This is a genomic window from Allobosea sp. NPDC055353, from assembly GCF_053644975.1.
This window is the reverse complement of sequence record NZ_JBSHMC010000001.1, coordinates 467,377-493,637: the sequence shown is the minus strand read 5'-3', so window position 1 is coordinate 493,637 and position 26,261 is coordinate 467,377. Positions and strand designations below refer to the sequence as shown.

Genomic DNA, 26,261 nt, shown 5'->3' with positions numbered 1-26,261 from the left:
ATGACCATCGACATCCGCCAGGTTTCGCATCCCGAGGCCGTCAAGGGCTTCGACACGGCGGAGCTCAGGCGCCACTTCCTGATCGAGACGCTGTTCGTGGCCGGCGAGGTCAAGCTGACCTATAGCCATCTCGACCGTGTCATCGTCGGCGGCGCCATGCCGGGGGCCAAGCCGGTCGTGCTGCCGACGCCGAAGGCGGTCGGCACCGACGCCTTCCTGAAGCGCCGCGAGCTCGGCATCGTCAATGTCGGCGGCCCCGGCAAGGTCTCGGTCGGCGGCAAGGATTACGCGCTCGCCAAGCGCGATGCCCTCTATATCGGCAAGGAGGCTGGCGAGGTTTCCTTCGTCAGCGACGATGCTGCGAATCCGGCCAAGTTCTACCTGCTCTCGACGCCGGCCCATGCCGTGCACCCGACCAGGGTGATCCGCGAGGCCGACGCCAAGACGCTGGCGCTCGGCGAGCAGGCGACCGCCAACAAGCGCGTGATCCGTCAGTACATCATCCCCGGTGTCTGCGAGACCTGCCAGCTCGTCATGGGCGTGACCACGCTCGACGAGGGCAGCATCTGGAACACCATGCCCTCGCATACCCACGACCGGCGCTGCGAGATCTATCTCTATTTCGATGTGCCGGATGATGCCCGCGTCTTCCACCTGATGGGCGAGCCGCAGGAGACCCGCCATCTCGTCGTCGCCAACGAGCAGGCGATCCTCTCGCCCGGCTGGTCGATCCATTCCGGCGTGGCGACCCGGGCCTATTCCTTCATCTGGGGCATGGGCGGCGACAATGTCGACTATACCGACATGGACATGGTCGCGACCGGGGACCTGCGCTGATGGCGGGCTCCTTCGACCTGACCGGCCGCACGGCCATCGTCACCGCTTACACCCACGGTGTGGTGCTGCCGGTCGATGGCGGCTGGCTCGCGCGCTGAGGAGGCCGACATGGACCGCAAGAACGAGCCCTTCGCCCATGATGCCGATCTCGCCTGGGAGCCGGCGGGCGACGGCGTGACGCGCAAGATCCTGACCTATCGCGACGAGGTCATGATGGTGCGGGTCCGCTTCGAGGCCGGCGCGATCGGCCCGGCCCACAGCCATCCGCATATCCAGTGCTCACTGGTCGAAAGTGGGGTTTTCGACATCACCATCTCCGGGCGCACGGAACGTCTCGTCGCCGGCGACAGCTTCACCGTGCCGCCCGATGCGATCCATGGTGCCGTCAATATCGAGGCCGGTGTCCTCATCGATGTCTTCACGCCGATGCGACGGGATTTTGTGACGCTCCCGCATGACCATGGCTGATGCGAGTTCATCCAGGTGGCGGCGCTAGCGATTCTGAACTTGGCGACGCTGCCGACCTGGCCTTGCGGAGCCTGACACGCAGCCGGTAACACCAGTTACCTAACTCGGCGTCGGGCCAGGCTTCCCTGCAGCACCTTCGCGGAAAGCGACAAGACACAAGCGCCAACAGCCATTTCCAATTTGCCTGGAAGCGGACATGCCGGGCGGAAAGCCAACTCGCCTTTCCATCGAGGCTGGAAACATCCGCAAGGTTGGGTGATCCATGAACGGCGCGCCAATAATCAACGCCCTGCGTCAGGAATGATCACTTCCGCCGCCAGCCCACCGCCGGCTCTGTTGCTGAGCCTGACCGAGCCGCCGATGGTCGCGGCAAGTTGCTGGGCGATGGCGAGTCCCAGCCCGGTTCCGCCGGTCTCGCGATTCCGCGACTGCTCCAGTCGGAAGAAGGGTTGCATGGCGGCGGCGAGCATCTCCTCGGGAATGCCGGGACCGCGATCCAGCACTTTGATCGCGATGGTGCCGCCGTTCCGGCACTCCACCGCGATCTCGGCGGCGCCTGCGAACTTCAAGGCATTATCGATGAAATTCGACAGGATGCGCCGCAGTGCATGCGGCTTGGTCGAGGCAATTCCCTCGAACAAGCCGGCGACGGCGACCGCCTTGCCGGTATCCTGATAATCATAGGCGATGCTGTCGATGAAAGAGCCCAGGTCGATCCGCGCCGTCCTCTCGCCGTTGCTGTGGGCGCTGCGCGCATAGGCGATGCCTTCCTGGACCAGCCGCTCTATCTCGCCGAGATCGTTGACGAGCTTGTCTTTCTCCGGCGAGTCATCGGCCATGTCGGCGCGCAGCCGCATACGGGTGATCGGCGTCTGGAGATCGTGCGAGATCGCCGCAAGGATCTGCACGCGCTCTTCCAGATAATGCGCGATCCGGTCACGCATCGCGTTGAAGGCCCGGGCGGCATGGACGACCTCGCTGGGGCCGGCTTCGCTGAGCGGCGGGCTCTTCGCGTTAGGATCGAGCGCATCGGCGGCCGCAGCGAGTTCCCCGAGCGGGCGGACCGCTTGCGTGACGGCGAATCCGGCGCAGGCGAGCAGCAGCACCATCTGCGCCACCAAGACATAGGGCAGCCAGTCCGCGACCGGCATGATGCCGCGCGGCGTGATCTCGATGGTCAAGGGGCTGCCGTCGCTCAGGTTCAGGTGGGCCTGCAGGCGGTTTTCCTCGCCCGGGATCGATTCGATCCGCATGGGAAAGCGCGACCCGGCGGCGCTTTCCAGCCTGGCCGCGATTTCCCGGCCATGGCGCGAGGTGTTGGGTACACCGGCAAGGCCAGGCCCCAGCGCGAGCGTATAGTTGCCGCGGCTGAGCCATTCCAACAGCTCGGGCCGCTCGGCCGCCGGCGTCCGATCGAGAACCGCAATCGAGGTCGAGACATCGTTCTCCAGCGTGCGGAACATCACCGCGGTCGCCGACATCGTGCGCTCCGCATAGAGAACGGCGAAGGACAGCCCATAGGCGACCGCCAACCCTGCAAGCAGGATCAGGAACAGGCGGGCGCGCAAGGTCCGGGGCAGGAAGCGAAAGCTGGCCGCAGTGTTCGCGCTCACGACCTGGGTTCCGTGATCTCGACGGGGACCGCGAGGACATAACCCTCGCTGCGGACGGTCTTGATATAGGTCGGCTCGCGTGCATCGTCGCCGAGCCGCTGGCGCAGGCGGCTGACCAGCAGGTCGATCGAGCGATCAAACAGTTCGGCATCGCGCCCCTGCGTCAGGTTCAGGAGCTGGTCGCGATTGAGCACACGCTGGGGATGGTCGATGAAGACGCGCAGCAGCCGGTACTCGGCACCGCTCAGCGCCACTTCCGTTCCCTGCGCATCGAGAAGATGGCGCCGCACCGTATCGAGCCGCCAGGTTCCGAAGGTCAGGATCTGGCCGGCTTCGCTGATCTGGAGATTCGGTGGCAGCATCCGGGTCCGCCGCAGCACCGCATTGATGCGGGCAAGCAATTCGCGGGCGGCGAAGGGCTTCGAGAGATAGTCGTCGGCGCCCATTTCCAGCCCGATGACGCGATCCATCTCGTCGCTGCGGGCCGTCAGCATCAGAACCGGCGTCGCCTTGTGCTTGCCGGCGCGCAATTCGCGGCAGAGCGCGAGCCCGTCCTGGCCCGGCATCATCACGTCGAGCACGATCAGGTCGACGGTGTTGGCGTCGAGGAAGCTGCGCATCTGGCGCCCATCCGCGGCGGTCGAGGTCCGCAGTCCGTTCTTCGCGAGATAGCCCGAGACCAGATCGCGAATCTCGCGGTCGTCATCGACAATCAAGATATGGTCGACATGCTCCATGTCAGAACTTTCCGCTTCCACCCAAGGCGCTTCGCAACAGGCGTTTCTCATAGCTGGCCGACCGGCTCCGGCGAAGCCTCGAATGCCGTCCTGGGTGATACCGGGCGCGAGAAGGACGCCCGGCATGGGTTGGCCGCCGCTACGAGCCGGTCAGCGTCGAGAACACGGCCGGAAGCCAGGATGCGACGTTAGGATCGCTGGCATCCCAGGCGCAGGGAACGGCGGCCAGGGCGGTGATCGCCAGCAGGATGAAGGCGATCTTGCGTTTGCGGATGGTGGTCATGTCATCGCCTCCTTTGCGGCTTGCTCAGACGACGCTCAGCTCGACGTCGATGTTGCCGCGCGTCGCCTTGGAATAGGGGCAGGTCTGGTGGGCCTCGTCGACGAGGCTCTGCGCCAGCGCAGGGTCGAGGCCGGGCAGGCTGACGCGCAGGCGAGCCTGCAGGAAGTAAGCGCCATCCGTCGTGCCGAGATCGACCTCGGTATCGACGGCGAGGTCGGCCGGGAGCGCAACCTTGCGCTTGCCGGCGGCCAGGCCGATCGCGCCGATGAAGCAGGCCGACCAGCCGGCGGCGAAGAGCTGCTCGGGATTGGTGCCGGCGCCAGTGCTGCCGGGAGGCGAGAGCTTGATGTCGAGCCGGCCGTCGGAGCTGCGCGAGGCGCCGTCGCGCCCGCCGGTGGTGTGGGTGCGGCCGGTATAGAGGACCTTGTCGATCTTGGTCATGGAACGCTCCATCTCTTCTGGCGCCGCCATCGGTGGCGGCGGGTGATGAAGCGTTTCCCAAGCCAAGTTGTCGGGATTGTTTTGCGAACCAGCCGATTTGTAACGCAGCGTATACCCGCCGCGTTTCGACATGGTGCGCCACGCGGAGGCGCTCGCGGCGCGAGGTGCTTCACCAGAAGGCGAGCGGATTGTATCGGCCTGTATCGCCACCCCTCGAGACGGGGGAACGCTTACAATTCCCGCCATCGCCGAAACAGCGAGGACACAGCTGGCGGGCTCGTTGCGATCTCTCGCAACCAGGGACAATAATCATGTCAGAACAGATCGATCAGCCCCGCCGCAGCCTCCTGAGTGCCTTCGCATTGGGAGCAGCGCTGGCGCCCTTCGCGGAAATCGGCGCTGCCCATGCCCAGGCGCGCTTGCCGTCTTCGGCAGCCTTGCCAGCGACAGGACAGGGCGGCCATGCAGGTTTTGCCACGCTCAAGCAGGTCAAGGCCGGCGTGCTTGATGTCGGCTATGCCGAGGACGGCCCTGCCAATGGCCCGGCGGTGCTGCTGCTCCATGGCTGGCCCTATGACATCCATAGCTATGTCGATGTCGCGGCGATCCTGGCCAAGGCCGGCTACCGGGTGCTCGTGCCCCATCTGCGCGGCTACGGCACCACCCGTTTCCTCTCCGCGGAGACTCCGCGCAACGGCCAGCAGGGAGCGCTCGCCACCGACATTGTCGCCTTCATGGACGCGCTGAAGATCGAGAAAGCCGTGATCGGCGGCTATGATTGGGGTGCGCGCACCGCCGATATCATCGCCGCGCTCTGGCCCGAGCGCGTCAAGGCGCTGGTCTCGGTCAGCGGCTATCTCATCGGCAGCCAGGACGCGAACAAGCCGCCGCTGCCGCCCAAGGCCGAATTGCAGTGGTGGTACCAGTTCTATTTCGCGACCGAGCGGGGTGCGGCCGGCTATGCCGAGTACACCCATGACTTTGCCCGGCTGATCTGGGAGCTCGCCTCGCCGCAATGGGCGTTCGACGACGCGACCTTCGCCCGTTCGGCCGTCGCCTTCGACAACCCCGACCATGTTGCGATCTCGATCCATAACTACCGCTGGCGTCTCGGCCTGGCGCAGGGCGAGCCGCAATTCGACGCGCTGGAGCAGAAGCTCGCGGCCTTCCCGAGTATCGGCGTGCCCACCATCACCATCGAGGGCGACGCCAACGGGGCGCCCCACCCTGAACCGGCAGCCTATGCCAAGCGCTTCACCGGCAAGTACGAGCACCGGCTGTTCAAGGGCGGCATCGGCCACAATCCGCCACAGGAGGCGCCGCGGGAGTTCGCCCAGGCGATCATCGACGCCGACAGGCTCTGAAGCAACAACCTCGACAGGATAGAAAAGGCGCCCGGGCGAGAGCCCGGGCGCCTTTTTCATGCTCGGCAATGCAGCCGGGAGAGCGCATTCACCCGAAGGTGAACGCATAGGCTTCTGCGCCGGCATCGCGGAAGCGAATCTCGAAGACGCGCTCCCGAACGTCTCCGGCTTGGCGAACGAGCTGGTAGAGCCTGGTTTCCGAGACCGTGCCGTCCCCGGCCGCATCGATATCGGCTCCATGGTCGGCGGCGGGCGGCGCGCCGTCGACCGTGACCTGGAAGCGGATCGGCTTTCCGGCCGGGCCGGGCCCGAGCACGAGGTGCAGGTCGCGCGCACTGAAGCGGAAGGCGATGCCGCCACCGGCGCGGGAGAGCCGGGCACTCTCCGCACCGATCGTCCAGTTGCCGTCGAGCCCCCATTGATTGAGCTTCAGCTTGCGGACGCTGTAATCCTGCGGCCGATCGCCCGTGATCCCTTCCGGCGAGGCGAAGCCCGATGCCTTGGAATAGCCGAGATAGGCTTCGCCCGAGTGGATATTGGCCAGGTCCGGTGCGGCCTGGGCGCCGGATGCCGGCGGCGTCACGAAACTCGACGCCGCCTTGCGCTGGCCGGAAGCCTCGGCGAGGAGATCCTGGATCGCCCTGTCCGAGAGCGCCTCGCCGCCCTCACCGAACTGGATATGGCGGATCCGGCCCTGCGCATCGACGAGATAGATCGCCGGCCAGTAGCTGTTGCGGAAGGCGCGCCAGATCCTGAAATCATTGTCGACGGCGACGGGGTAGCTGATCCCGAACCGGGAAACCGCCTGCCGGATGTTCTCGACTTTCTTCTCGAAGGCGAATTCCGGAGTGTGGACGCCGACCACGACGAGGCCCTGGTCCCGGTACTTCTCCGCCCACGCGCGGACATAGGGCAAGGTGCGGATGCAGTTGATGCAGGAATAGGTCCAGAAATTCACGAGGACGACCTTGCCCTGCAGGTCTCCTGCCTTCAGCGGGGCCGTATTGAGCCAACTCACGGCGCCGTCGAAACCCGGCGCCGCCCCGAGGTCGGGCAGCCTGCTGCGATAAGGCTGGGCGGACATCCCGGCGCGGTCCGGCGTGCCGTTCTCGGCGACGCGCAAGGCCGCCGCTCCATCACGGCCAAGGCCATCCAGCAGTCTTTGCTCGATACCGGCCGTGGCGGCGACGGAGAGCCGGGTGAGCAGGCCGGTATCGAGCCCAAGGCCGATCGCCAGCACGCTTGCCAGCACGGCGACGCCGGCACCCTGGCGGACGCGCTCGCCGAGTCCCAGCGCGCGCTTCATCGCCGCCAGCATCTCGCCGCCGGCCCGCAAGGCTAGCGCGAGCGAGGTCGCGGCTCCCGCTGCATAAACTGCCAGGAGCAGAATCGTCCCGGCATTGGCGCCGTGCAACGCGGCACCGGTTAGCACCAGGCCGAGGATCGGGCCTGCACAAGGCGCCCAGAGCAGGCCGGTCGCGATGCCGAGCAGCAGGGAGCCGCCGATGGATCGCGGCCCGGCGGTGTTCTCGCCGGAGAGCCGCTGTCCCAGCGCGACGAGGGGGCGGTTCAGGAAGGCCGCCGCGTGCGGGGAGATCAGGGTCACGCCGAAGATGGCGAGCAGCGCGAGCGCCGCGTAGCGCCCGGCTTCGTTGGCCTGCACCACCCAGCTACCGCCGATCGCTGCCAGGCTGGCGACGGCCGCGAAAGTCACGACCATCGCAGCCAGCATCGGCAAGGCGCTGCGGCGGAAGGTTTGTCCGGCGCGGGAGAAGACGAAGGGCAGGATCGGCAAGATGCATGGACTGAGGATGGTCAGCACGCCGGCAAGATAGGAGGCGACGAACAGGGTCATGGCAGGTCCTCTGGAAGGCGGGCCGCGCCTGTCGCGTACGGCACAGCTAGGCCTGCACTGGAACCTGTCGACGTATCCTCATTGTTTTCCCCTTAGGCCGAACCGTAACTCACTGTATCCGGCGATAGCCCACCGGCCTACGGCGAACCTGCCCTAGGCCGGCTGCGGCTTTTGTGACGGACTCTGGTCGTCCGCCGAGGGCCTGAACCCAGCGGTGATGCGATCAATCAGCAGCCTCACGCGCCGTGGCTGAACAGCGCTTTGCGGATAGACGATCTGGAGCGCTGTTGTGCCGGCGGAATAGTCCTTGAGAATCTCGACCAGCGCGCCGGACGCGAGATCCTCCTCGATGTCGCGGATCGATTTCAGTGCGATGCCCTGGCCGTCCTTACACCACTGGCGCACCAGCCCGCCGTCATTGGCGACTCGGCGGCCGCGCACCCGGACCTTGTGCGGCTTGCCCTCGACCAGGAACGTCCATTCGTGATCAATGTTCTGCCCGAAGCGCATGACGATGCAGTCATGCCGGGTCAGATCGTCTGGATGCGCTGGAGTACCAGCAGCCGTTAGATAGGAAGGCGCAGCGCAGACAATACGCCTGTTCTCTCCCAGCGATTTCGCCCGCAAGCTGCTGTCAGCCAGCAGTCCATGGCGAACGGCAAAATCCATGCCCTGGCCGACGAGATCGACATAGCCGTCCGTCAGATTGAGATCGATCGTGACGGCGGAATGCTCGGCGAGGAAGGCATCGACGATCGGCAGGATGCAGCGGCGGCCGAGGTCTTCCGGCGCGCTCAGGCGAATGGGGCCGGCGATATGTTCCGAACCCAGCCGGACGCGACTTTCCAGCTCCTCGGCTTCGGCAAGCAGGCGTCGCGCCCCATCCACCAGCAACCGGCCTTCGTCGGTCAGGCTGATGGCGCGTGTCGTCCGAACGAGCAGGGTCACGCCGTAATAGCTTTCCAGCGCCGCCAGCCGCTCGGACACTGAAGCCGGCGACAGCCCGACTTCCCGACCCGCAGCGGCCAGTCCGCCCTTTTCGACGATGCGCAGGAACAGGTTGAGATTGTCGAGCAACATTCTTCGGCAAGTCCGAATTATTATTTCATTTTATACCTTATTATCAGGCTGCGCCGCAAGACGTATGTTCCGCTGCAAGAAAGGCGGCCTAACATGCGTCTCGATCACGTCACGATCCGAACCCGCGACATCGCCGGAACACGCGACTTCTTTCGCGAGGTCTTCGATCTCGAGGAAGGCGAGCGCCCGCAGGCGATCCGCCGCATTCCCGGCACCTGGCTCTATTCCGAGGGACAGCCCGTGGTTCACGTCATCGGCTCGCATGGCTTCGGCTTCGACCGCGCCGCCGAGGCGATCGACCATGTCGGTCTCCGGCTCGAAGGCTACGGCGCGTTTCGCGCCAGGCTCGACAGGCTGGGCATCCGCTATTCGACGATGGACCTCGCCGACATCCAGGAGCGGCGGCTGTTCTTCCATGCTCCCGGCGGCCCCTTGCTGGAGGCCGTCTTTTCCGAGCCCGTTCCCGAGGAAACCGAACATGCCCTTTGACAATCAAACCGTTTCTGTCGTCGTGGGTGGCGCGAGCGGCATCGGCAAGGCCGTTGCCAAAACCCTGTCGCAGCGGCCGGGCCGCGTCGAGATCGCCGGTCGCAAGGCCGGGCTCGATATCGCCGACCCTGCCGCGGTCGAAAGCTGGTTCGAGCGGCTGGGCCCAGTCGACCATGTCGTCGTCACCGCCGGCTCGCAGGCGCCTGGCGGCAAGGTGACCGATGTTTCGTTGGAGGCGGCGAAGGCGGCCTTCGATGTGAAGTTCTGGGGATCACTGGCGGTCGCCCGCGCCGCTGCAAAGCATATCCGGCCCGGCGGCACGGTCACGCTGACCTCCGGTTTTCTGGCCCGACATACGGTGCCCGGAACCTTCGTCAAGACGGCGATGAATGCGGCGCTGGAAGCCGCCGAGAAGATTATCGACGACGGCCTGGCGGACGTGGTCTGCTTCGCGCGGCCGTTCATCGCCAACCCGGATCTGCCGCGCCGCTTCCGCGAAAACCTGCCGCTGGCCGCCTTCGACGGGACGACGCTGTTTGGAGGCGACGAGCGGGGCTATTCCACCTATCCGGCCTGGAGCGCCGCGGCATGACCACGCAGCCCCTTTCGGCCGACGAGATCGCCGTCGCCGCCACCAACGATCGGATCGGCACGGAACTCGTTGCGGAAGAGGCCGGCATGCGCGTCTGGCACCTGCGCCTGCCTCCGGGAACGACGTTGCCCGCGCATCGCCACGATCGCCCCTATTTCTGGACGGTGTTGACCAATGGCAGGGCGCGCTCGCGCACCGGCGACGGTCGCGTGGTCGACGTCACCTACCGTGCCGGCGAGACGCGCCACTTCCCGGATCTTGGGCGTGACCGTGGTTTTGTCCACGACCTGACCAACACCGGCGACACAGAGCTGGTCTTCGTCACGGTCGAGTTCAATCCGGCCTACCAACTCAAGGCGGCAAACGCGCGTGGCGCAGCCCCATCATCCACCCTCAGCTGATCCGGGCGATCGCCCGCCAAACAAGGAGCCCCATCATGAAAGCCGTCGGCTTTACCCGCTATCTGCCGGTGACCGATCCCGAATCCTTCGTTGATCTCGATTTGCCCAAGCCTGTGCCGCAGGGGCGCGATATCCTCGTGGCGGTCAAAGCCATCGCCATCAATCCGGTCGATGCGAAGGTCCGCTCGCCCAAGGACAAGGTCGAGCCGCAGCCGCGCGTCATCGGCTACGACGCCGCTGGCGTGATCGACGCGGTCGGTCCCGACGCCACGCTCTTCCAGGTCGGCGACGAGGTCTACTATGCCGGCGACATCACCCGTCCCGGTACGAACCAGGAATTCCACCTCGTCGACGAGCGCATCGTCGGGTTCAAGCCGAAGTCGCTCTCCTTTGCGGAAGCCGCGGCGCTGCCGCTTACCAGCATCACCGCTTACGAGTCGTTCTTCGATCGTCTGAAGATCGACCGCGACGGCACCGACAAGAACAAGTCCATCCTGATCATCGGTGGGGCCGGCGGCGTCGGCTCGATCGGCATCCAGTTGGCCAAGTGTGCCGGCCTCACCGTCATTGCCACCGCATCGCGTCCGGAGACCATCGCCTGGGTCAAGGAACTCGGCGCCGATCATGTCGTCAATCACCGACAGGATTTGGTGAAGCAGGTGCATGCAGCCGGCTTCAAGTTCGTCGACCATGTCGCGATCTTCAACGACATGCGCCACTGGAACGCGGCTGTCGAACTCGTCAAACCGCAAGGCGCCATCGTCTCGATCGACGACACCGACCTGCCGATGCCGATGGTGGGTATGAAGACCAAAGCAGCGAGCTTGCACTGGGAGTTCATGTTCGCCCGGTCGATGCATCAGACGCCGGACATGATCGAGCAGCACAAGCTGCTCTCGTGGGTGGCCGACGAGATCGATGCCGGCCGCCTGCGCACCACGGTCGCGGAAACCCTGTCACCGATCAACGCGGCAAGTCTGCGCGAGGCGCATCGGCGCGTCGAGACCGGAGCGGCCAAGGGCAAGATCGTCGTGGAAGGCTGGTAGGCGGCGGGCCCCGGTTGCACCGTCTTGGCAGGTTTATTGCGCTTGCCGTGATACGCAACTGATCCTGCGGAATGCGCCAGAAGTTGACCTCGGCAGGTTGCCCGAAATCGGACGCTGGAGACTTTGGGCAACACGCCGGCTGGGGCTCCTAGCAGGCGATGGCGCTGACACGATCGTCGGCAAATTCTTCCAAGGACGACGCCAGGACATCCCGGGCGGATCGATACGGTTTTCGGACGCAACGAGGCTGGGCGAGAGTTTTGGGTTAGGTTGTTGTTAGGCTTCCATTACCGCTCCCTGAATACGCGGTGAGCATGGTCGAGGATCGGTTTGACCAGGTATGACAGCGCGGTGCGGTCTTCGGTGGTGATCAGCACTTCGACTGGCATGCCCGGCACGAGGCTCTTGCCTTCCAGCGCCGCGTCGTCCCGCGCGATTTCGACCTCGGCGACGTAGAAGGTCGCCTCCGACTGGGGATCGCGCGTCGTCGCCGGCGAGACATGCCGGACATGGCCGGGAATCTCCGGCGTGGTGTTGCGCGCGAAGGCGGCGAAGCGCAGCCGAGCGGCCTGGCCAACGCGAACCTGGTCGATATCGGCCGGCGCGATCCGGGTCTCGACCAGTAGCTTGGCGGTGTCCGGCACGATGGTGGCGAGCCGCGCCGCCGGGGTGATGACGCCGCCTACGGTGAACACGCTGAGCTCGTTGATGGTGCCGGCGACGGGCGCCTTGATCTCGGTGCGGGCGAGCCGGTCCTCGACGGCGAAGCGCCGATCGGAAAGCTCGGCGACCTTGGCTTCGACCGTGGTCAGCTCGCGCTGCGCCTCGGTGCGGGCGGTCTCGTCGATCGCGAGAATCTGTAGCCGCGCCTCGCTGATACGCAGCTTGGCGCGGGCGATCATCGCCTCGATCTCGCCGCGCTCGCCGAGCAGCCGGGCCCATTCGCGGTTGATGTTGAAGACCTTGACGCCGTCGATGAACCCCTTCTGGAACAGCGTCAGGTATTTGCCGCGCTCCATCTCGACCAGGCGTAGCTCCTCGCGCTTGGCCGAGAGGCGGGCCAGCAACCCGTTGGTCTCCTCGTCCGACTGGACGATGGTGATCTCAAGCAGTTCCTTGCGGCTGGCCCGATTCTGGCGGTTGCCCTCGAACAGGCGGCGCTCGCCCTCCATGATCTGGCCGGCCTCTTCGGACAGTTCGTTCAACCCCGACGGATCAAGCATTGCGTCGAGCCCGTCCCGCTCGGCGGTCAGCCGGGCGCGACGTCCGAGGAAATCGGCGAGCTGCGAGCGGATGATCGAGCGCTCGGTGCGGATCTGGACGTCGTCGAGGTGGAACAGCACCTGCCCTTTCTGGACGCGGTCTCCCTGGCGTACGGCGATCGCCTGCACGGTGCCGCCGTCGCGGTGCTGGACCTCCTTGAGGTTCTGATCGACCTTGACCGAGCCTTGGGCGATGACCGCGCCGGCGAGGCGCGCTGTCGCCGCCCAGCCGCCGCAGCCGATCACCAGCCCTCCGGCAAGCATCAGCCCGAACAGGACATGGCCGCGCAGCGGGAAGCTCTGTTCGCGCCAGGCCTCCATCGCTACGGATCTGTGGATTACGTCGCGGTCGGGACTATGCGCGTTCATCACTCAACTCCGCCGCCAGGTGTCAGTTGAAGTAGTAGAAGTTGTGGGCGCCGCTGATCTCGATCGAGAACTCCGATCTGCCTTCGCTGGCGATATCGACGTCGATGAAGGTGGTCTCGTAATCGCCGATCTTCTCGATGCGGAAGCTGAACGGGCGCGCGTCGCCATCATCTTCGCCGTAGATGCGTTCGAAGCCGTCGCGCTCGGTCTCATCGTCGTCGTCCTCATCGTCGCGGCGCAGCGTGTACTGGCTGATCAGGATGCGATCGCCGGCCTCAAGGTCGAGGATCTTGTGGATCAGCTCCTGCGCGTCCTCGACCGCATCGCGGCCTTCCAGCTCGAACCGGAACTGGTCGTCGCCCTTGCCGCCCGACACGGTGGCCGGGTTGTCGGCCGCGATGATGAAGCAGTCGTCGCCCTCGCCGCCGATCACCACCTCGAAGCAGGAGATCGCGTCGCGGCCATTCTCGGAGCTGACAAGCTCCCCCTCGACCAGGTCGACCAGGACATCGTTCTTGAGGGCGCCGAGATCGAGCGTATCGGTCCCAGCCCCACCATCATAGCTGTCGGCGGCGTAATCGGCGTCGACGATGACGCGGTCGTCGCCTTCGCCGCCCTCGACCTCATCGGCACCGGCGCCGCCCGCCAGGATGTCGCTGCCCTGCGAGCCGTGGACCTCGTCGTCGCCCTCTCCGGCAAGGATGATGTCGTCGCCGTCACCGCCGTCGAGACAATCGTCACCGGCTTCGCCGAGCACGGTGTCGTTGCCGGCCCGCGCCATGACGATGTCGTTGCCGGCGCCGGCCTTGATGAGGTCGTCGCCCTCGCCCCCGTCGACTTCGTCGGCGCCGCCGCCGGCCAGGATCAAATCCTTGCCGTCGCCGCCGGCGAGCACATCATCCCCGTCGCCGCCGTCGATCAGGTCGTCGCCGGCTCCGCCGTCGAGGTGGTCGCTGCCGCCGCCGCCGGCAAGCTGGTCGCTGCCGTCTTCGCCGAAGACGCTGTCATAACCGCCGCCGCCATCGACGATATCGTCGCCGCCCCCGGACCGGACCACGTCGTTGCCGGCCCCGAGTCGAATCGTATCGACACCCGAGCCGCCGACGATGCTGTTGCCGCCGTCGCCGGCGACGACCGAGTTGGTACCCGAGCCGGTCAGGATGGTGTTGCGCCCGGCGCCGCCGTCGATGATGTCGTCGCCGTCGCCGCCATCGGCAATGTCATCGCCGTCACCCGCGAGGATGACGTCGTTGCCGCTGCCGCCGGCGAGCGTGTCGTGGCCGCTGCCGCCATCGAGCAGGTCATCGCCCTCGCCGCCGAAGAGCGTGTCGTTGCCGGCCTCGCCGTAGAGCGTATCGTTGCCGGCGCCGCCATGGATGGTATCGTTGCCCGCGCCACCATGGACGAGATCGTTGCCCGCCCCGGCATGGACGACGTCGTTGCCGTCACCCGCGAGGATGATGTCGGAGGCGCCGAGGCCGTGGATCGTGTCGTTGCCGCCGAGCCCCTCGATCCGATCGCGGCATTCGGTACCGATCAGCGTGTCGTCACCCTCGGTGCCGATCAGCTCGATGAACTCGACCACCTCGAAGCTGGCCGACTGGGCGACAGACGCCTTGCCGTCGCCGATCATGTAGCGGACGGTGACCGGGCCGAAGTAGTCCTTCGCCGGGGTATAGAGCCAGCCGCCCTCGGCCTCGGCCAGGGTGCCGTGCGAGACGACGATGCTCGAGATCGAAAGCGGATCGGCATCGGCATCGGAGGCTCCGGCGAGCAGTAGCGCGACGGTCAGCATCGAGGTCTGGCAGGAGCCGATATCGACGAGCCGGACCGGGCTGGAGACACGCGGGGCGCGGTTGCGCGGCCCGGGGCCGGGGCCAGAGCCGGGATCGACCGGGGTCGGCGGCTCATAGCCGGGGCCGGAGCCGCCCCCGCCATCGCCGCCATTGATCACCGGCGATACGAAGCCGGAGCCGTCCGCGCCCGAGGCAGCGGCGCCGGAACCGGCGGCTACGCGGCCGGAGGCCCAGTTATCGTTGCTGGCATCGTCGCCGAAGGCGTCGGGGATTCTGACGGGACGCAACGGCGGCAAAGGCAGTTGCTCGAACTCGAACATCGGCGAGTCGATGCCGAGGAAGTCCGGCAGCCCGGCCACACTCGGCCCGGGGCCGCCAGTGCCGATCGCCTTCTCGTCCTTCTCCTTGATCGAGCCGGTCTCGTCCGGATCGTCTGCCGCCTCGTCCCTGACTGGCACTTCTTCCGAGATCCTGGCCGCCGCCTCGCCGGCGGCCTGCTGCGGCTGCTCGGGCTTCTCCTGTTCCGGCACCGCGGCCCGGCCGGGCTCGATCAGACCCTGGAGATAGGCGATCACCGCAGCCATGATGGCGACCAGCAACGCTGGCCCGCGCGGCGACGGTGGCGCGTCCTGGGTGGCGCGGTCGTAGAGCTGGGCTGGGTCCTGCGGCGCCTGCACGTCGCGCCGTGCGGCTTTGACGTCGATCATGCCGGCACCTTCTGCGGTTCGAACGGTGCAACGCGCGGCATCGGCGCTCCCGGCGGGCTCGCCTCTGTCCCTTGCACTTCGCCCGTAGGCTTGATGATCTGGTCCTTGGGTCCGAAGGCCGTCAGCCGGCCCGCCTGGATCACACCGACATAGTCGACGGCAGCGAGCGCGCTCGGACGGTGCGCGACGATGATGACGATCGCCCCACGGGCCTTCAGCGCCTCGATCGCGCGGGTCAGCGCGACTTCGCCGTCGCCGTCGAGGTTGGAGTTCGGCTCGTCCATCACCACCAGGAAGGGATTGCCGTAGAGCGCTCGGGCGAGCCCGATGCGCTGGCGCTGGCCGGCCGATATCGCCGCGCCCTGCGGGCCGAGCGGGGTGCGATAGCCGGCCGGCAGGCGCACGACCATGTCGTGGATGCCGGCGGCAGTGGCCGCGGTGACGATTGCGCCCGAATCCTCGTAGGCCGAGAGCCGCGAGATGTTCTCCTCGACCGTGGCGTCGAGCAGCCCGACCTCCTGCGGCAGGTAGCCTATCGCCCGGCCAATATCCTCCTCCGGCCATTGCTCGAGCTCGGCACCATCGACCCGCACGGCGCCGCGCAAGCAAGGCCAGATCCCGGTCAGCGCACGCACCAGCGTGGTCTTGCCGCCGCCACTTGGGCCGATGATGCCAACCGCGCGGCCGGCCGCCACCTCGAAGCTGACCTCGCTCAGCAACACCTGACCGCTGCCGGGGGCGACCACGGTGATCCGATCGACCTTGAGATAGCGATGCGGCGCGGGCAGGCGCATCGGCTCGACCGCCTTGCTCAGCGCGACCACCGTCTCGCGCAGGCGTGTGAAGCCCTGGCGGGCCGCCACGAACGGCTTCCAGTTGGCGATCGCCTGGTCGACCGGCGCCAGCGCGCGTGAGGAAGCGACCGAGGCGGCGATGATGGCGCCGGCCGAGAGCTGGTTCTTGATGGTCAGATAGGCGCCGAGCCCGAGCACCGCCGATTGCAGGACCATGCGCAGCACCTTGGCGAAGGCGCCGAAGGAGCCGACGACGTCGCTGGAGCGCGACTGCTGCTCGAGATGGCTTCGATTGGCCTCGGCGAAACGCTCGGTGGCACGGCCGGCGAAGCCCATCGCCTTCAGTACCTCGGCATTGCGCGTGTTCGATTCCGCGATGGCGCTACGTCCGATCCCCGACTGCCTGGCCTCCGCCGCGACCCGCCTCGCGATGACCTCGCTCGCCAGCGTCAGCAGGGTCAGCACCACCGCCCCGCCCAACGTCAGCGCGCCCAGCCAGGGATGCAGCAGGTAGATGAAGACGAGATAGATCGGAATCCACGGCAGGTCGAACAAGGCGCCCGGCCCCTGTCCGGCCAGGAAACCCCGAACACTGTCGACGTCGCGGCCGCGCTCCAGCGCCTCGGTCGTCGAGAAGCCGAAGCGGGGCATGTCGATCGCCACGCGATGCGCGATCGGCGCCACGTCCCGGTCGAAGCGCGCCCCGATCCGCAGCAGGACGCGCGAGCGGACGAGATCGAACCCGCCCTGGAACAGGAACAACACCAGCGCGATCACCGATAGCGCGATCAGCGTCTGCACGCTCCCGCTGGCCAGGGCGCGGTCGTAGACCTGCATCATGTAAAGCGAGCCGGTCAGGGCCAGCAGGTTGATCAGGCAGGAGATCGCGACGAGGTAGATCACGATCCCACGCAGGCCTTCGGTCAGCTTGGCTGCGTCGCGCTTGCGTGCGAGTGCCAGGTTCGTTGGGGCCATGACGCTACTCCGGGACGATGAGAACTGGAGAATGTGCCACCCCGGCCCCGCGGCCGGGGTGGCGAACCCGGACATCAAAGGGCGATGTTGCCCGGGTTCAGCGTGATCGTGCCCTTCAGGTCGATCTGGAAGTCGGCATTCAGATCGCCGCCGGTGTTGCCGGACAAGATCGTGTACTGGCCGTCCTCGCGGGTTTCGTAGGTGACCATCAGCTGGCCCGAGGCGGTGAAGTCTGGCCCGTTCACGATGCTGAAGACCTGGTTCCCGCCAGCACCGAGATTGGCGTCGATCCCCGACAGGTCGAGCCGGTCGCCGGGCTCGAAATCGAGGATCGTGTCCCCGTCGGCCGCCTCCTGATCGCGGAAGCGGAAGACATCGTCGCCCGTGCCGCCCTCGATCACGTTGACCGCGGAACTGGCGGTGATCACGTCGTTGCCCGAGCCGGTCGCGACGTTCTCGATCCCCCACAGCGTGTCGGTCCCCGTCTGGGTGCCGACGGCGCTGCCGCGGCCGAGCAGGCCGTTGCCGAGATCGACCGTGACGGTCACCGATGCCGCCGAGAGATCGAGCGTGTCGACATCATCGCCGCCGCCGAGATCGTCGCCATGATAAGTGTCGTTGCCGTCGCCGAGCGTTCCCATGAAGTGGTCGTCGCCCGCGCCGCCGACCAGCGTGTCGTCGCCCGTGCCGCCCTCGAGGCGGTCGTTGCCCGCCCCGCCGAAGATCCGGTCGTCGCCGGCCTCGCCATAGAGGGCATCGCTCCCCTCGCCGCCGAAGCCATGGTCGTTGCCACCGCCGAGGAAGACGATGTCGGTGCCCGCCCCGGCATCGGCGAAGTCGTGTCCTTCGCTGGCGGTGATGGTGTCGTCACCGCCCTCCGAGGTCAGCACGTCGTCGCCGCCGAAACCGATCAGCGAATCCGCGCCTGCCGTCCCGACCAGAACGTCGGCCTGGCCCGTGCCGGTTCGCACCGCCCCGCCAGAAGGATTGGGCGCCGGGGTGCCGGTCTCGTCATCGTCGTCGCAACCGCAATCGTCATCATCGTCGTCGCCGCCACTGCCAGTGTCGTCATCATCGTCATCGTCGTCGTCACCATTCCCGGTGTCGTCGCCGTCATCGTCATCACCGTTGCCGGTGTCGTCGTCATCGTCATCATCGTCATCGTCACTGCCGGTGTCGTCATCATCCCGGTAATCGCCGAGATAATCCGCGCCGAAGTCCGGCATTCCGTGAGGTGCGACGAAGGTGAGCGAATGGCCGTCTCCGGCAAGCTTCGTCAGTCCGGTCTCCTCGTCGATCGTGACCTCATAATCGGCGATCGTCGCGCCATCCGGCAGTTCGATGACATCCTGAGGGCGCAGGGTTCCGACGATCGTGTCGTTGCCGCCGCCGGTCTTGAAGACGATGCGGTGGGCCGAGCGCAGCGACGTGATGTCGATCGTATCGTCGCCGTTGGTCCCGAACAGGGTGATGGTGTCCGGTCGCAGGCTGGTCGCCACCGCAAAGTCGCCATACATCTCGAACGTGTCGCCGCCGGACGAGCCATTGCCGCTGACACCTGCCCCGTTGACGGCGATCTCCTCGATCTCCGTCAGTTCGGCGATGATCGTCTCCGCGCCTCCTTCGGACTGACGTGTGACGATGATCTCCGCCTCATCGCTGCCGGCAAACCCGATCCGAGCCACCGCCTCGTCATAGGTGTAGATGCGGTAGGTTTCGACAGCCTCATTGCCGATGATCTGGAACAGGTCACCGCCGACGCCTTCTCGGCCACCGTTGATCGTGTCGGTGCCATCGCCGACGGACCAGATAAAGGTGTCATCGTCGATGCTGCCCGCCGTGACATTGTCGTCACCGTCTCCGACATCGCTGCCGTTCAGCGTATCGTCGCCGGTGCCGCCGATGATCACATCCTCCCCAGGGCCGCCGACGATCGTATCGTTGCCGCCCGATCCGAAGATGATGGCTGGCCCGCTGGGAATCCCGACGACTCCGGTCAGAATATCGAGGACAGGTCCATCGCCGAACCGGATCTTCTCGATAGCCGAAAGCGTATCGACGTCGCCGGTAGCGAGATGCGTGACGGTTGCCAGACCTCCCGAACCCACGCCGAAGACATAGTCGCCAGCCTTGCCGGCGAATACGGCCGTGTCGATACCGCCTCCTCCGTTCAGCGTATCCGCGCCCGCGCCGCCGTCGAGGATGTCGTCGTTGGCGCCGCCCGCCAAGCTGTCGTCGCCAGCATTGCCGATCAGCGTGTCGTTCCCCGCTCCGCCGTTGAGCGTGTTGTCGCCGGCGTTCCCGGTGAGCTGGTTGTTCAGAGCATTGCCGACGGCAGTGAGAGCCTCGACTCCGGTTGCGCCGACCAGAACGACATTCTCGACCTCGCCGACGACCTGAGCCGCGTTGCCAAGGTTACGGTTCACATTCGAGTGGATCGTGTCGATCCCTTCGCCGGAAAGTTCCGTCACCCGATCGCCGGCTTGCTGAACCCAGTAGATGTCGTTCCCGGCGCCTCCGAACATCTCGTCCGCACCGGCCCCGCCGACGAGAAGGTCATCGCCGCCATTGCCACGGAGCTCGTCGACCCCGTTGAAGCCGAGCAGCAATTCCGCGTCGTTGCCCCCCAGGATCGCCAGGGCGCCGCTATTGGCCCCGTTCGTGCCGGGAACGATGAGATAGCTGGTCGCCCCCATCTTCGCCCGCTCGATACCGACGAGCGTATCGGTTCCGCCGGCAGCCGTCGTGACCGTGATATTGCTCTGCGGCGTCAGGGCGAAACCGTGGTCGGAGATGGCCCCGCCGAGCACGACGGTGTCTGTGCCGCCGCCACCGTTCAACGTGTTGTTGGCCGCGTTGCCGGTGATCTCGTTGTCCAGGGTGTTGCCGATACCATCGATGGCCGCATTTCCGGTGAGGACAAGGTTCTCGACATCGGCATCGAGCTGATAGCCCGCGAGCGCGGTCTGAACGGTATCGACGCCGCTGACGTCGCCGATCGTGTCGCCAGCATTGTCGACGACATAGGTGTCATTGCCCGCGCCGCCATCCATGGCATCCGCGCCGGCGCCGCCGTCGATGATGTTCGCGTTCGCGTCACCGGCAAGCGTGTCGCCAAAGTCGCTGCCGACCAGGTTTTCGATGGCGATCAGCCTGTCGAAGCCGGCGCTTCCGGTGTCTTGCTCCTCGAAGCTCGCCCGCACCGGAGTGCCGGCGAGGGAGACGGTAACAGCACCACCAGCGGAAACGTAGGAAGCCGTATCATTGCCCGCACCGCCATCGATCCGATCGTTGCCGGCGCCTCCCGCCAGGACGTCGTCGCCCTGCTCGCCGTAGAGCTGGTCATTCCCGCCCCCGCCGAGCAGTTCGTCGTTTCCGAAGCCGCCACGGACATCGTCGTGGCCGTCGCCGCCGTTCAGGTTATTGGCGTCACCGTTGCCGAGCAGGGTGTCGTTGCCGCCTCCCGCCAAGACATTCTCCACCCCGCGGATGAACGAGAAGCCCGTGGCAGCGCCGGAGAGCAGGTTGACCGAGACATTCTGCCCGGTCTGGTACGCGAGCGTGTCCACGCCCCCGTTCAGATGCAGCTCCGCCGCTTCGACGCCGCTGACGGAGGCGCTTCCGTTGACGGAGGTGATGACGCCTCCGGCCAGGACGACCGTCAGATCATCGTCAGCACCGAACGCGCCTTCGACGATCCGCAAGGTGTCGGACCCCTCGCCGCCCGAGATGGCGTCAGAGCCCTCGTCATTCCCGTAGAGGATGATGTCGTTGCCGGCGCCGCCATTGACCGTGTCATTGCCGGCTCCGCCGTTCAGGACATCGTTGCCATCGTCTCCGGAGAGCGTGTCGTCACCGGCCCCCCCCAGCAGCGTATCATCGCCGGCCCCGCCGCTGATGTCGTTGCTTCCGGCGCCGCCGAGCACGATATCGTCACCGATCGTCGTGCCGCCTTGAGCGTCTCCACCCGTCGTTTCGCTGATGATCGGGGCGTTGTCGACGATGTAGTTGCCGACGATCTGGGTCGCGGTCGAGATGACTTCCTCCGCGTTGCCGCCATCATCCGTATAGTTGATGCGCATGCGCAGATGATTGCCGACCAGATCGGGGCCGGGCACGAAGGTTCGTGCGTTGCCGCCGTTCTCGGCGGGTACGCTGATCCAGGTCGTGCCGTTCGTCGAGGATTCCCACTGATAGGTCAGCAGGCCCTCTTCGAACGCATCCGTGATTCCGTCCGGATCGGTGAAGGCGGCTGTCGCGGTGAGCGGCTGGCCTTCGGTGGGGGTCATGTCGCTGATGAGGACATCGCCAGCCGGATCGCCGTCGACATTCTCGACCGGGTCCGTGGGCTGCGAGGTCACGACCTCCAGCACGCCGCCGCCATCCGTATAGCTGCCCAGGACGCGGATTCGCAGGCCGACATGGTCTCCGCCTGGTGTGAAGGTATCGCCAGAAGCGCCCGGGATATTGATGTAGTCGCCCGTCCCGTCGTTCCGCTCGATCTGCCACCGGTAGGTGATGTCGCCGCTCTGAACCGTGCCATCGGGGTTGTTGAGATCGCGAATGGCGGAGCTGCTCACCGTCAGCGGCTGGCCTTCCTCCGCGGGGAGGCCCGTGATGGTCAGCCGGCCGGTCGGGTCATGGTTCCCGGTTTGGCGGATCGTATAGATCCCGTCGGCGAAGAGAATTCGCTCGATGCCGACAAGTGTATCGACGCCTTCGTCGATCTGCGGATCGACCTCTTCCATCTCGCGCCGGGCGACGAGTGTCTTATCCCCCACATGGGTGATCTCGTACCAATCCCTGTTGCCCGCGAAGATAGCGGTATCGGTATCGTTGCTCGGATCCTCGTCGTATTTGATCTCGCGCACGATATGGAGCTGGTTGGGCCTGATCTCGCGAGACAGCAACAGTTCGCTCAGCGACTTGCCGTGCCAGGCCGGCGGGATCGGGTCGCCATTGCTGTCGAGCTCTCCGGCGGCGAACACGTGCTTCAGCGTGTCGACCGTTGCAATCTCGTTCACGCCCTCGTTCGCCTGACCGACCCCCGTGATGCGGATGCGGACGTTCAGCCAGGCGTCGCCATGGATGAAGTCGTCGCCGCCGCGACCTTCGAGGAGATCGCCGCCATCGCCGCCGATCAGCAGGTTGCCACCGGTCCAGGCGGTCACCGTCTCCGGATCCTCGTCGGCGGCAGGCGTGTAGTCGTCGAGGTCGAGCAGGTCGCGCAACCCGTCGATGCGCTCGACGCCCGCCTGCGTAAGCCGATGGTCAGCCAGGCTGAGCTCGACCTCGATCTCCTCGTTGCTGCCGCGGTCATCACCCCGGATGACATCGTTGTGGTCCGAGCCTGAAATGGCTTCGGTCTGGTCGAAGCGGTCGCGCAGGATATCGTCGGCGACGGTCGTGAAGAACGGGATGCGCATGTCCGCGTCGGCCGCGATGCTGCTGCCCTTGTAGATAGCCCAGTCGAAGCCGAACATGCCCTCGTTGCGCATGACGCTTTCGCCCTGGACCATGATGTCGTCGCCGGATTCGGCGTCGAAATCATTCTCGTTCTCGCCGGCGATCAGCACGTCGTGGCCGAGGATGGTCGAGTTGAAGAACAGCTCGGAATTGTCGCCGTTCAGAACGTCGAAACCGTCTCCGCCCTCCATCCAGTCGTCGCCCTCGTTGCCGAGCAGGAAGTCGTGATCGAGGCCGCCGAGCATGAAGTCGTCGCCTTCGCCGCCGAAGACCTCGGTGGCATCGACGCCGACAAGGAAGATGTCCTTGCCATCGCCGCCCATCAGCACGTCGAGCCCGTTCGAGTTGGCGATGATGTCGTCGCCGCTCTCGCCCTTGAGGAAGTCGCCCGTGTCCCCGCTGTCGGTGATGATGTCGTCGCCGGCACCCGCGCTGACGAGGTCGACGCCATGGCCGCTCTCGATGCGATCGTCGCCCGCACCGCCCCAGATTCCGTCATCGCCGTCACCGCCGATGATCGTGTCGCTGCCCGCGGTACCGCCCATCACCATGTGCTCGCCGCCGGTGAAGCGGAGGTAGTTCTGGTCGGCTCCGGCGGTGGTGGGATCATCGCGCTGCACCTTGGCGCGGATCGCGTTCATGAACGGGTCGTCGCCCTCCGGATCAAGCGCGATCTGCTTGCTCAGGTCTACTTCGAGGATGCCGTCGTACTTCGCGAACGAGTCGATGCCGATATGATGCCGTACGATGTCGTCCTCGGTGCCACGAATGCCGTCCGGCCCCGGCTCGGCGATATCGGTATTGGCCATGATCAGCTTCGAGAAGGCGTTGTTCTCGAGCTCGTTCAGCAGGTTGAGCCCCTGGGTGCGGGACAGGTAGTAGAACCGATCGCCCTCCTGCAGATTCTCGAGCTGCAGCTCGAACACGGCGTTGAAAGTCGAGCCGAGCATGCCGCCGAAGGGCATGAGCCTTTCGGCGAGGCCGCCGATCCAGAGATCGACGTCGTTGAGACCGCTGGACTCGGCGTTCCAGGAGCCGAATCCATTCAGGAAGTCGAGCCGGTCGGCAGGTACGGTCGCCGCCGTTCCGGTGGGCACGCCGAAGACGATCGCCATCGCGGCATCGCGCTTCTCGGCCATCGTGACGGCATCAACGATCGTCTCATGCTGGCCGTAAGCCGCGATGAAGTTGATGATCGAGGCCGGCGTCTTCAGGTTTGCGCCGAAATCCGCCCAGCTCTCATAGGGCTTGAGCCAGCTCGAGTTGCTGGCAGCGAAGAGCTGCGTGCGGGCTTCGTTGAGCGAGGGCACGCCGGCATCCCGCGCACGGGAGATGTTGATCGCGGCGAGGTCGAGCGGCAGGCCCAGCAGGTTGTTGCGCAGCGATTCGACCACGAACTCGTCGATGGCGCTGCCACGGACATAGGTCATGCCCCGGATGATCGCGCCGGCGGCCTGTTCGGCGGTGAGGCTGCCGTTCTGATCGTACATCACCGGGTTGAGGAAAGCCTCGATCAGACCGACATCGGTACCCCAGTCGTTGATCGTCTGACCGGTCCCGAGAACCGGATTTCCACTGGCGTCGAGCGGCAGCAGCTTCAGGTGCTCGGTCAGCATCGAATGGCCGAAGCGATAGACCGTATGCGCGAACTCCGCGAAGATCGCGGGGTTCACGTCGGTGATCGTGTTGAACACGAAGAGGTCGATATTCGGCTGAACCTTGCGGCCGAACTCCTCGAAGACGAGATGCTGGTACTGCATCTCCGTCGCGAAGCGGGCTGCCTGGAACAGGCGCTCGCCGTCCCATTGGAGCGTGGCGGGGTTAAAGCCGGGCCCCACAGGCTGGAGCAGCCATTCGTTCAGGAAGGCGATATCGTCGGCCTCGCCGCTCGCGGCGATGGCCAGCGCCTGCTTCTTCACGTCGTCGACCTGCCGATTGTGCTCGGAGTGGAAGACATGGTGGACGGCGGTCAGTCCGATGTTCTCGTTGCCGCGGCCATCACCAGTGATGAAGTGCTTGTCAAGAAGTTCGTTATCGTAGGCTGGGTTCAGATCAGGATTACTTGGAATCGGATTGCCCAGCGGGTCCGTCTCCGTGTTTTCGTCCGGCTGCAGGATAGCGGGCTGGCCGTTGACGGTCCCAACCGGGTTGGCATTGTTGGAGATGTCGTCGAGGAACTGGTGCGACGTCCGCACGGGGCCGAGGCCACCGTTGATCGTCGCAAGCACGATCGGGCTTCCTGGCGTGGCGCTGACGGTCAGGTCGTCGGCCGTATTCGGAATCAGGTCCGGACCGATATTGTAGATGACCTGCGGGAAACCGTCCGGTCCCCGAATGAACTCGCCATAAGCGTCGGTGCGCAGCAGCGGCACGCCGAGGACGTCGAGATCGCTGAGCTGGATACCCAGCTTCTCGAGGGCCTGTTGCTTGACGTCGGCCCAGGTGGCGAGGCCGCCATTGGCGCCGTCCAGCAGATGCCCTGTCGCCATCGGCTTGCCGTCGACCATCTCGTACTCACGCAGGAAGACCTGGTGCGAGGCGTGCGAGGTGTAGGTCTGGTTCTGGTCGACGAAGGGGGTGGTCTTGTTCCGCGCTTCCTGGGTGGTGATGTCGTCAGCAGTTCCCATCAGGCCGTCAGGGCCGGGCTCCTTGACGGGTGCAAGGCGTGTGATGGCCATGAAGGCCCGGCTTGGCGGCACCTCGTCGCCGCTGCCGGCAATGCCGTCGGGTCCGTGGGTCCGGAGCGGGTCGTCCGCGGCGAGGGGAACCCAGACCGTGCCGTTGTCACCCTTGTGGATGAGATCGAGGCCGTGGTCGAAGAACTGGCCGAAGAAGGTCATCCAGCCGTTAAAGGGAGCGGACAGGCCTTCGTCGGGCGCGACGTTCGGCACGACGAGATTGTCGCCATCCATCTCGATCCCATAGCCGGCAAGCAGCGTCTCATGGAGCGTGTTCTTGAGCGGCTCGATGGCACCCGCGACAGCTGCCTTCTTCTGGGCCGCCGTGGCTCCGGCGCCGAGGCCTGACAACGCGCTCGCCACTGCGGTCGCTGCCTGGCCGAGATAGGTCTGGTAGAGGCCGTTGATGGTCGTCAGCGCGCCGGGCACGCCCGACGCGTCGAGAATCGGCCCGTCATATTCGGCAAACTGAAGCGCAGCCACGATCGCCGCCGGGTTCTTCAGGGTCTGGTCGGCGATCAGATTGGTGATAATGCGCGGATCGGCGTCCACGACATGGCCGGGTGCTTCGTAATTGGTGTTGGTGACGTTGTCCGCGGGATCGTCAACGCCGGGAGGAAGGTCATCGGGAGTGCCGGGAATCCCATCGGGCCCGCGGGTGTCGGGTCCGTTGATGTCGATGCCGGTCTCGTCGCCCTCGTTGTTCCAGCGCGGATCGAACATCCGTGGCATGGGCTGGTCGGAGGCGCCCCAAAGTTCACGCCCGGGGATGAGATTGTTGTAGGTCCCATCGACCGTGCGCAGCCCGAACGGCAGATGCGGCTGGTCGATCAGCTGCGTCAGGGGGGTTCCCGCAACGTGAGCCTCGGCAATCTTGATCTGCTTGAGGACGAACTCAAGATCATGCCGATTGAGTTTGACAGCCATCTGCCTCTCCCCAAAAATCGAAGGCGACTAAAGAGTCGCTCATTACTGCTTCGGATGGCGGATTGTGGGGATCGAGCCCTT

17 protein-coding genes are annotated in these 26,261 nt (G+C 65.9%); 7 read left to right on the top strand and 10 right to left on the bottom strand.

Annotated features, from left to right (window positions below; all coding sequences use genetic code 11):
- Both kduI and ACWIEX_RS02180 read left to right on the top strand, forming a co-directional pair.
- Positions 1–837: a 5-dehydro-4-deoxy-D-glucuronate isomerase gene (gene kduI, locus ACWIEX_RS02185; protein WP_454031510.1), complete on the top strand. Its 837-nt coding sequence runs from the start codon at positions 1–3 to the stop codon at positions 835–837.
- Positions 838–945: 108 nt separating this feature from the next.
- Positions 946–1,305, top strand: a complete 360-nt coding sequence (locus ACWIEX_RS02180) for a cupin domain-containing protein (RefSeq protein ID WP_454031509.1) — start codon at positions 946–948, stop codon at positions 1,303–1,305.
- Between the two features lie 281 nt (positions 1,306–1,586).
- Here the strand turns inward: ACWIEX_RS02180 and ACWIEX_RS02175 are convergent, their stop codons facing one another.
- From ACWIEX_RS02175 to ACWIEX_RS02160, 4 genes are all read right to left on the bottom strand, one after another.
- The gene (locus ACWIEX_RS02175; protein WP_454031508.1) at positions 1,587–2,918 is read right to left on the bottom strand and encodes an ATP-binding protein; all 1,332 of its coding nucleotides are present in this window, start codon (positions 2,916–2,918) and stop codon (positions 1,587–1,589) included.
- Positions 2,915–3,655, bottom strand: a complete 741-nt coding sequence (locus tag ACWIEX_RS02170; RefSeq protein ID WP_454031507.1) for a response regulator — start codon at positions 3,653–3,655, stop codon at positions 2,915–2,917. The genes ACWIEX_RS02175 and ACWIEX_RS02170 overlap by 4 nt, the downstream gene beginning before the upstream one ends.
- A 139-nt stretch (positions 3,656–3,794) precedes the next feature.
- Positions 3,795–3,938, bottom strand: a complete 144-nt coding sequence (locus ACWIEX_RS02165; protein WP_454031506.1) for a hypothetical protein — start codon at positions 3,936–3,938, stop codon at positions 3,795–3,797.
- Positions 3,939–3,962: 24 nt separating this feature from the next.
- Positions 3,963–4,379, bottom strand: coding sequence for an organic hydroperoxide resistance protein (locus ACWIEX_RS02160; protein ID WP_454031505.1), 417 nt, complete (start codon positions 4,377–4,379; stop codon positions 3,963–3,965).
- A gap of 311 nt (positions 4,380–4,690) precedes the next feature.
- Here ACWIEX_RS02160 and ACWIEX_RS02155 point away from each other — a divergent pair, with 311 nt between their 5' ends.
- Complete coding sequence (locus ACWIEX_RS02155; protein WP_454031504.1) at positions 4,691–5,743, top strand: alpha/beta fold hydrolase; 1,053 nt, start codon at positions 4,691–4,693, stop codon at positions 5,741–5,743.
- Between the two features lie 88 nt (positions 5,744–5,831).
- On the opposite strand, the gene ACWIEX_RS02150 is transcribed toward ACWIEX_RS02155, so the two are convergent.
- Together ACWIEX_RS02150 and ACWIEX_RS02145 are read right to left on the bottom strand one after the other, a co-directional pair.
- Positions 5,832–7,598 carry a cytochrome c biogenesis protein DipZ gene (locus ACWIEX_RS02150; RefSeq protein ID WP_454031503.1) on the bottom strand — a complete coding sequence of 589 codons (1,767 nt, stop codon included), beginning with the start codon at positions 7,596–7,598 and terminating at the stop codon, positions 5,832–5,834.
- 153 nt (positions 7,599–7,751) lie between these two features.
- Positions 7,752–8,678, bottom strand: coding sequence for a LysR family transcriptional regulator (locus tag ACWIEX_RS02145; protein WP_454031502.1), 927 nt, complete (start codon positions 8,676–8,678; stop codon positions 7,752–7,754).
- A gap of 93 nt (positions 8,679–8,771) precedes the next feature.
- Between ACWIEX_RS02145 and ACWIEX_RS02140 the strand changes: the two genes are divergently transcribed.
- The 4 genes from ACWIEX_RS02140 to ACWIEX_RS02125 are packed head-to-tail and all read left to right on the top strand — an operon-like array spanning position 8,772 to position 11,206.
- Positions 8,772–9,167, top strand: a complete 396-nt coding sequence (locus ACWIEX_RS02140) for a VOC family protein (protein ID WP_454031501.1) — start codon at positions 8,772–8,774, stop codon at positions 9,165–9,167.
- On the top strand, positions 9,157–9,759 hold the full coding sequence (locus ACWIEX_RS02135) for an SDR family oxidoreductase (protein ID WP_454031500.1): 603 nt from the start codon (positions 9,157–9,159) through the stop codon (positions 9,757–9,759). Before ACWIEX_RS02140 ends, ACWIEX_RS02135 begins: the two co-directional genes overlap by 11 nt.
- Positions 9,756–10,160, top strand: a complete 405-nt coding sequence (locus ACWIEX_RS02130; RefSeq protein ID WP_454031499.1) for a cupin domain-containing protein — start codon at positions 9,756–9,758, stop codon at positions 10,158–10,160. The genes ACWIEX_RS02135 and ACWIEX_RS02130 overlap by 4 nt, the downstream gene beginning before the upstream one ends.
- A 35-nt stretch (positions 10,161–10,195) precedes the next feature.
- Positions 10,196–11,206, top strand: coding sequence for a zinc-binding alcohol dehydrogenase family protein (locus ACWIEX_RS02125; protein ID WP_454031498.1), 1,011 nt, complete (start codon positions 10,196–10,198; stop codon positions 11,204–11,206).
- A gap of 287 nt (positions 11,207–11,493) precedes the next feature.
- Here ACWIEX_RS02125 and ACWIEX_RS02120 read toward each other — a convergent pair whose 3' ends face one another.
- The 4 genes from ACWIEX_RS02120 to ACWIEX_RS02105 all read right to left on the bottom strand — a co-directional run bounded on the left by ACWIEX_RS02120 (position 11,494) and on the right by ACWIEX_RS02105 (position 26,180).
- Positions 11,494–12,837, bottom strand: a complete 1,344-nt coding sequence (locus ACWIEX_RS02120) for an HlyD family type I secretion periplasmic adaptor subunit (protein ID WP_454031497.1) — start codon at positions 12,835–12,837, stop codon at positions 11,494–11,496.
- Positions 12,838–12,859: 22 nt separating this feature from the next.
- Positions 12,860–15,340 carry a calcium-binding protein gene (locus ACWIEX_RS02115; protein WP_454031496.1) on the bottom strand — a complete coding sequence of 827 codons (2,481 nt, stop codon included), beginning with the start codon at positions 15,338–15,340 and terminating at the stop codon, positions 12,860–12,862.
- The gene (locus ACWIEX_RS02110) at positions 15,337–17,109 is read right to left on the bottom strand and encodes a type I secretion system permease/ATPase (RefSeq protein WP_454031495.1); all 1,773 of its coding nucleotides are present in this window, start codon (positions 17,107–17,109) and stop codon (positions 15,337–15,339) included. Before ACWIEX_RS02110 ends, ACWIEX_RS02115 begins: the two co-directional genes overlap by 4 nt.
- Before the next feature lie 74 nt (positions 17,110–17,183).
- Entirely contained in the window at positions 17,184–26,180 is an 8,997-nt protein-coding gene (locus ACWIEX_RS02105) for a peroxidase family protein (protein ID WP_454031494.1), read from the bottom strand.
- Positions 26,181–26,261: the final 81 nt, after the last annotated feature.

What these genes read in the sequence shown, in the direction of transcription:
- ACWIEX_RS02125 (WP_454031498.1), top strand. Translation starts at nt 10,196, where the DNA reads ATGAAAGCCGTCGGCTTTACCCGCTATCTGCCGGTGACCGATCCCGAA.
- ACWIEX_RS02115 (WP_454031496.1), bottom strand. Translation starts at nt 15,340, where the DNA reads ATGATCGACGTCAAAGCCGCACGGCGCGACGTGCAGGCGCCGCAGGAC.
- ACWIEX_RS02140 (WP_454031501.1), top strand. Translation starts at nt 8,772, where the DNA reads ATGCGTCTCGATCACGTCACGATCCGAACCCGCGACATCGCCGGAACA.
- ACWIEX_RS02170 (WP_454031507.1), bottom strand. Translation starts at nt 3,655, where the DNA reads ATGGAGCATGTCGACCATATCTTGATTGTCGATGACGACCGCGAGATT.
- ACWIEX_RS02155 (WP_454031504.1), top strand. Translation starts at nt 4,691, where the DNA reads ATGTCAGAACAGATCGATCAGCCCCGCCGCAGCCTCCTGAGTGCCTTC.
- ACWIEX_RS02165 (WP_454031506.1), bottom strand. Translation starts at nt 3,938, where the DNA reads ATGACCACCATCCGCAAACGCAAGATCGCCTTCATCCTGCTGGCGATC.
- ACWIEX_RS02130 (WP_454031499.1), top strand. Translation starts at nt 9,756, where the DNA reads ATGACCACGCAGCCCCTTTCGGCCGACGAGATCGCCGTCGCCGCCACC.
- ACWIEX_RS02110 (WP_454031495.1), bottom strand. Translation starts at nt 17,109, where the DNA reads ATGGCCCCAACGAACCTGGCACTCGCACGCAAGCGCGACGCAGCCAAG.
- ACWIEX_RS02180 (WP_454031509.1), top strand. Translation starts at nt 946, where the DNA reads ATGGACCGCAAGAACGAGCCCTTCGCCCATGATGCCGATCTCGCCTGG.
- ACWIEX_RS02145 (WP_454031502.1), bottom strand. Translation starts at nt 8,678, where the DNA reads ATGTTGCTCGACAATCTCAACCTGTTCCTGCGCATCGTCGAAAAGGGC.
- ACWIEX_RS02120 (WP_454031497.1), bottom strand. Translation starts at nt 12,837, where the DNA reads ATGAACGCGCATAGTCCCGACCGCGACGTAATCCACAGATCCGTAGCG.
- kduI (WP_454031510.1), top strand. Translation starts at nt 1, where the DNA reads ATGACCATCGACATCCGCCAGGTTTCGCATCCCGAGGCCGTCAAGGGC.
- ACWIEX_RS02105 (WP_454031494.1), bottom strand. Translation starts at nt 26,180, where the DNA reads ATGGCTGTCAAACTCAATCGGCATGATCTTGAGTTCGTCCTCAAGCAG.
- ACWIEX_RS02150 (WP_454031503.1), bottom strand. Translation starts at nt 7,598, where the DNA reads ATGACCCTGTTCGTCGCCTCCTATCTTGCCGGCGTGCTGACCATCCTC.
- ACWIEX_RS02135 (WP_454031500.1), top strand. Translation starts at nt 9,157, where the DNA reads ATGCCCTTTGACAATCAAACCGTTTCTGTCGTCGTGGGTGGCGCGAGC.
- ACWIEX_RS02160 (WP_454031505.1), bottom strand. Translation starts at nt 4,379, where the DNA reads ATGACCAAGATCGACAAGGTCCTCTATACCGGCCGCACCCACACCACC.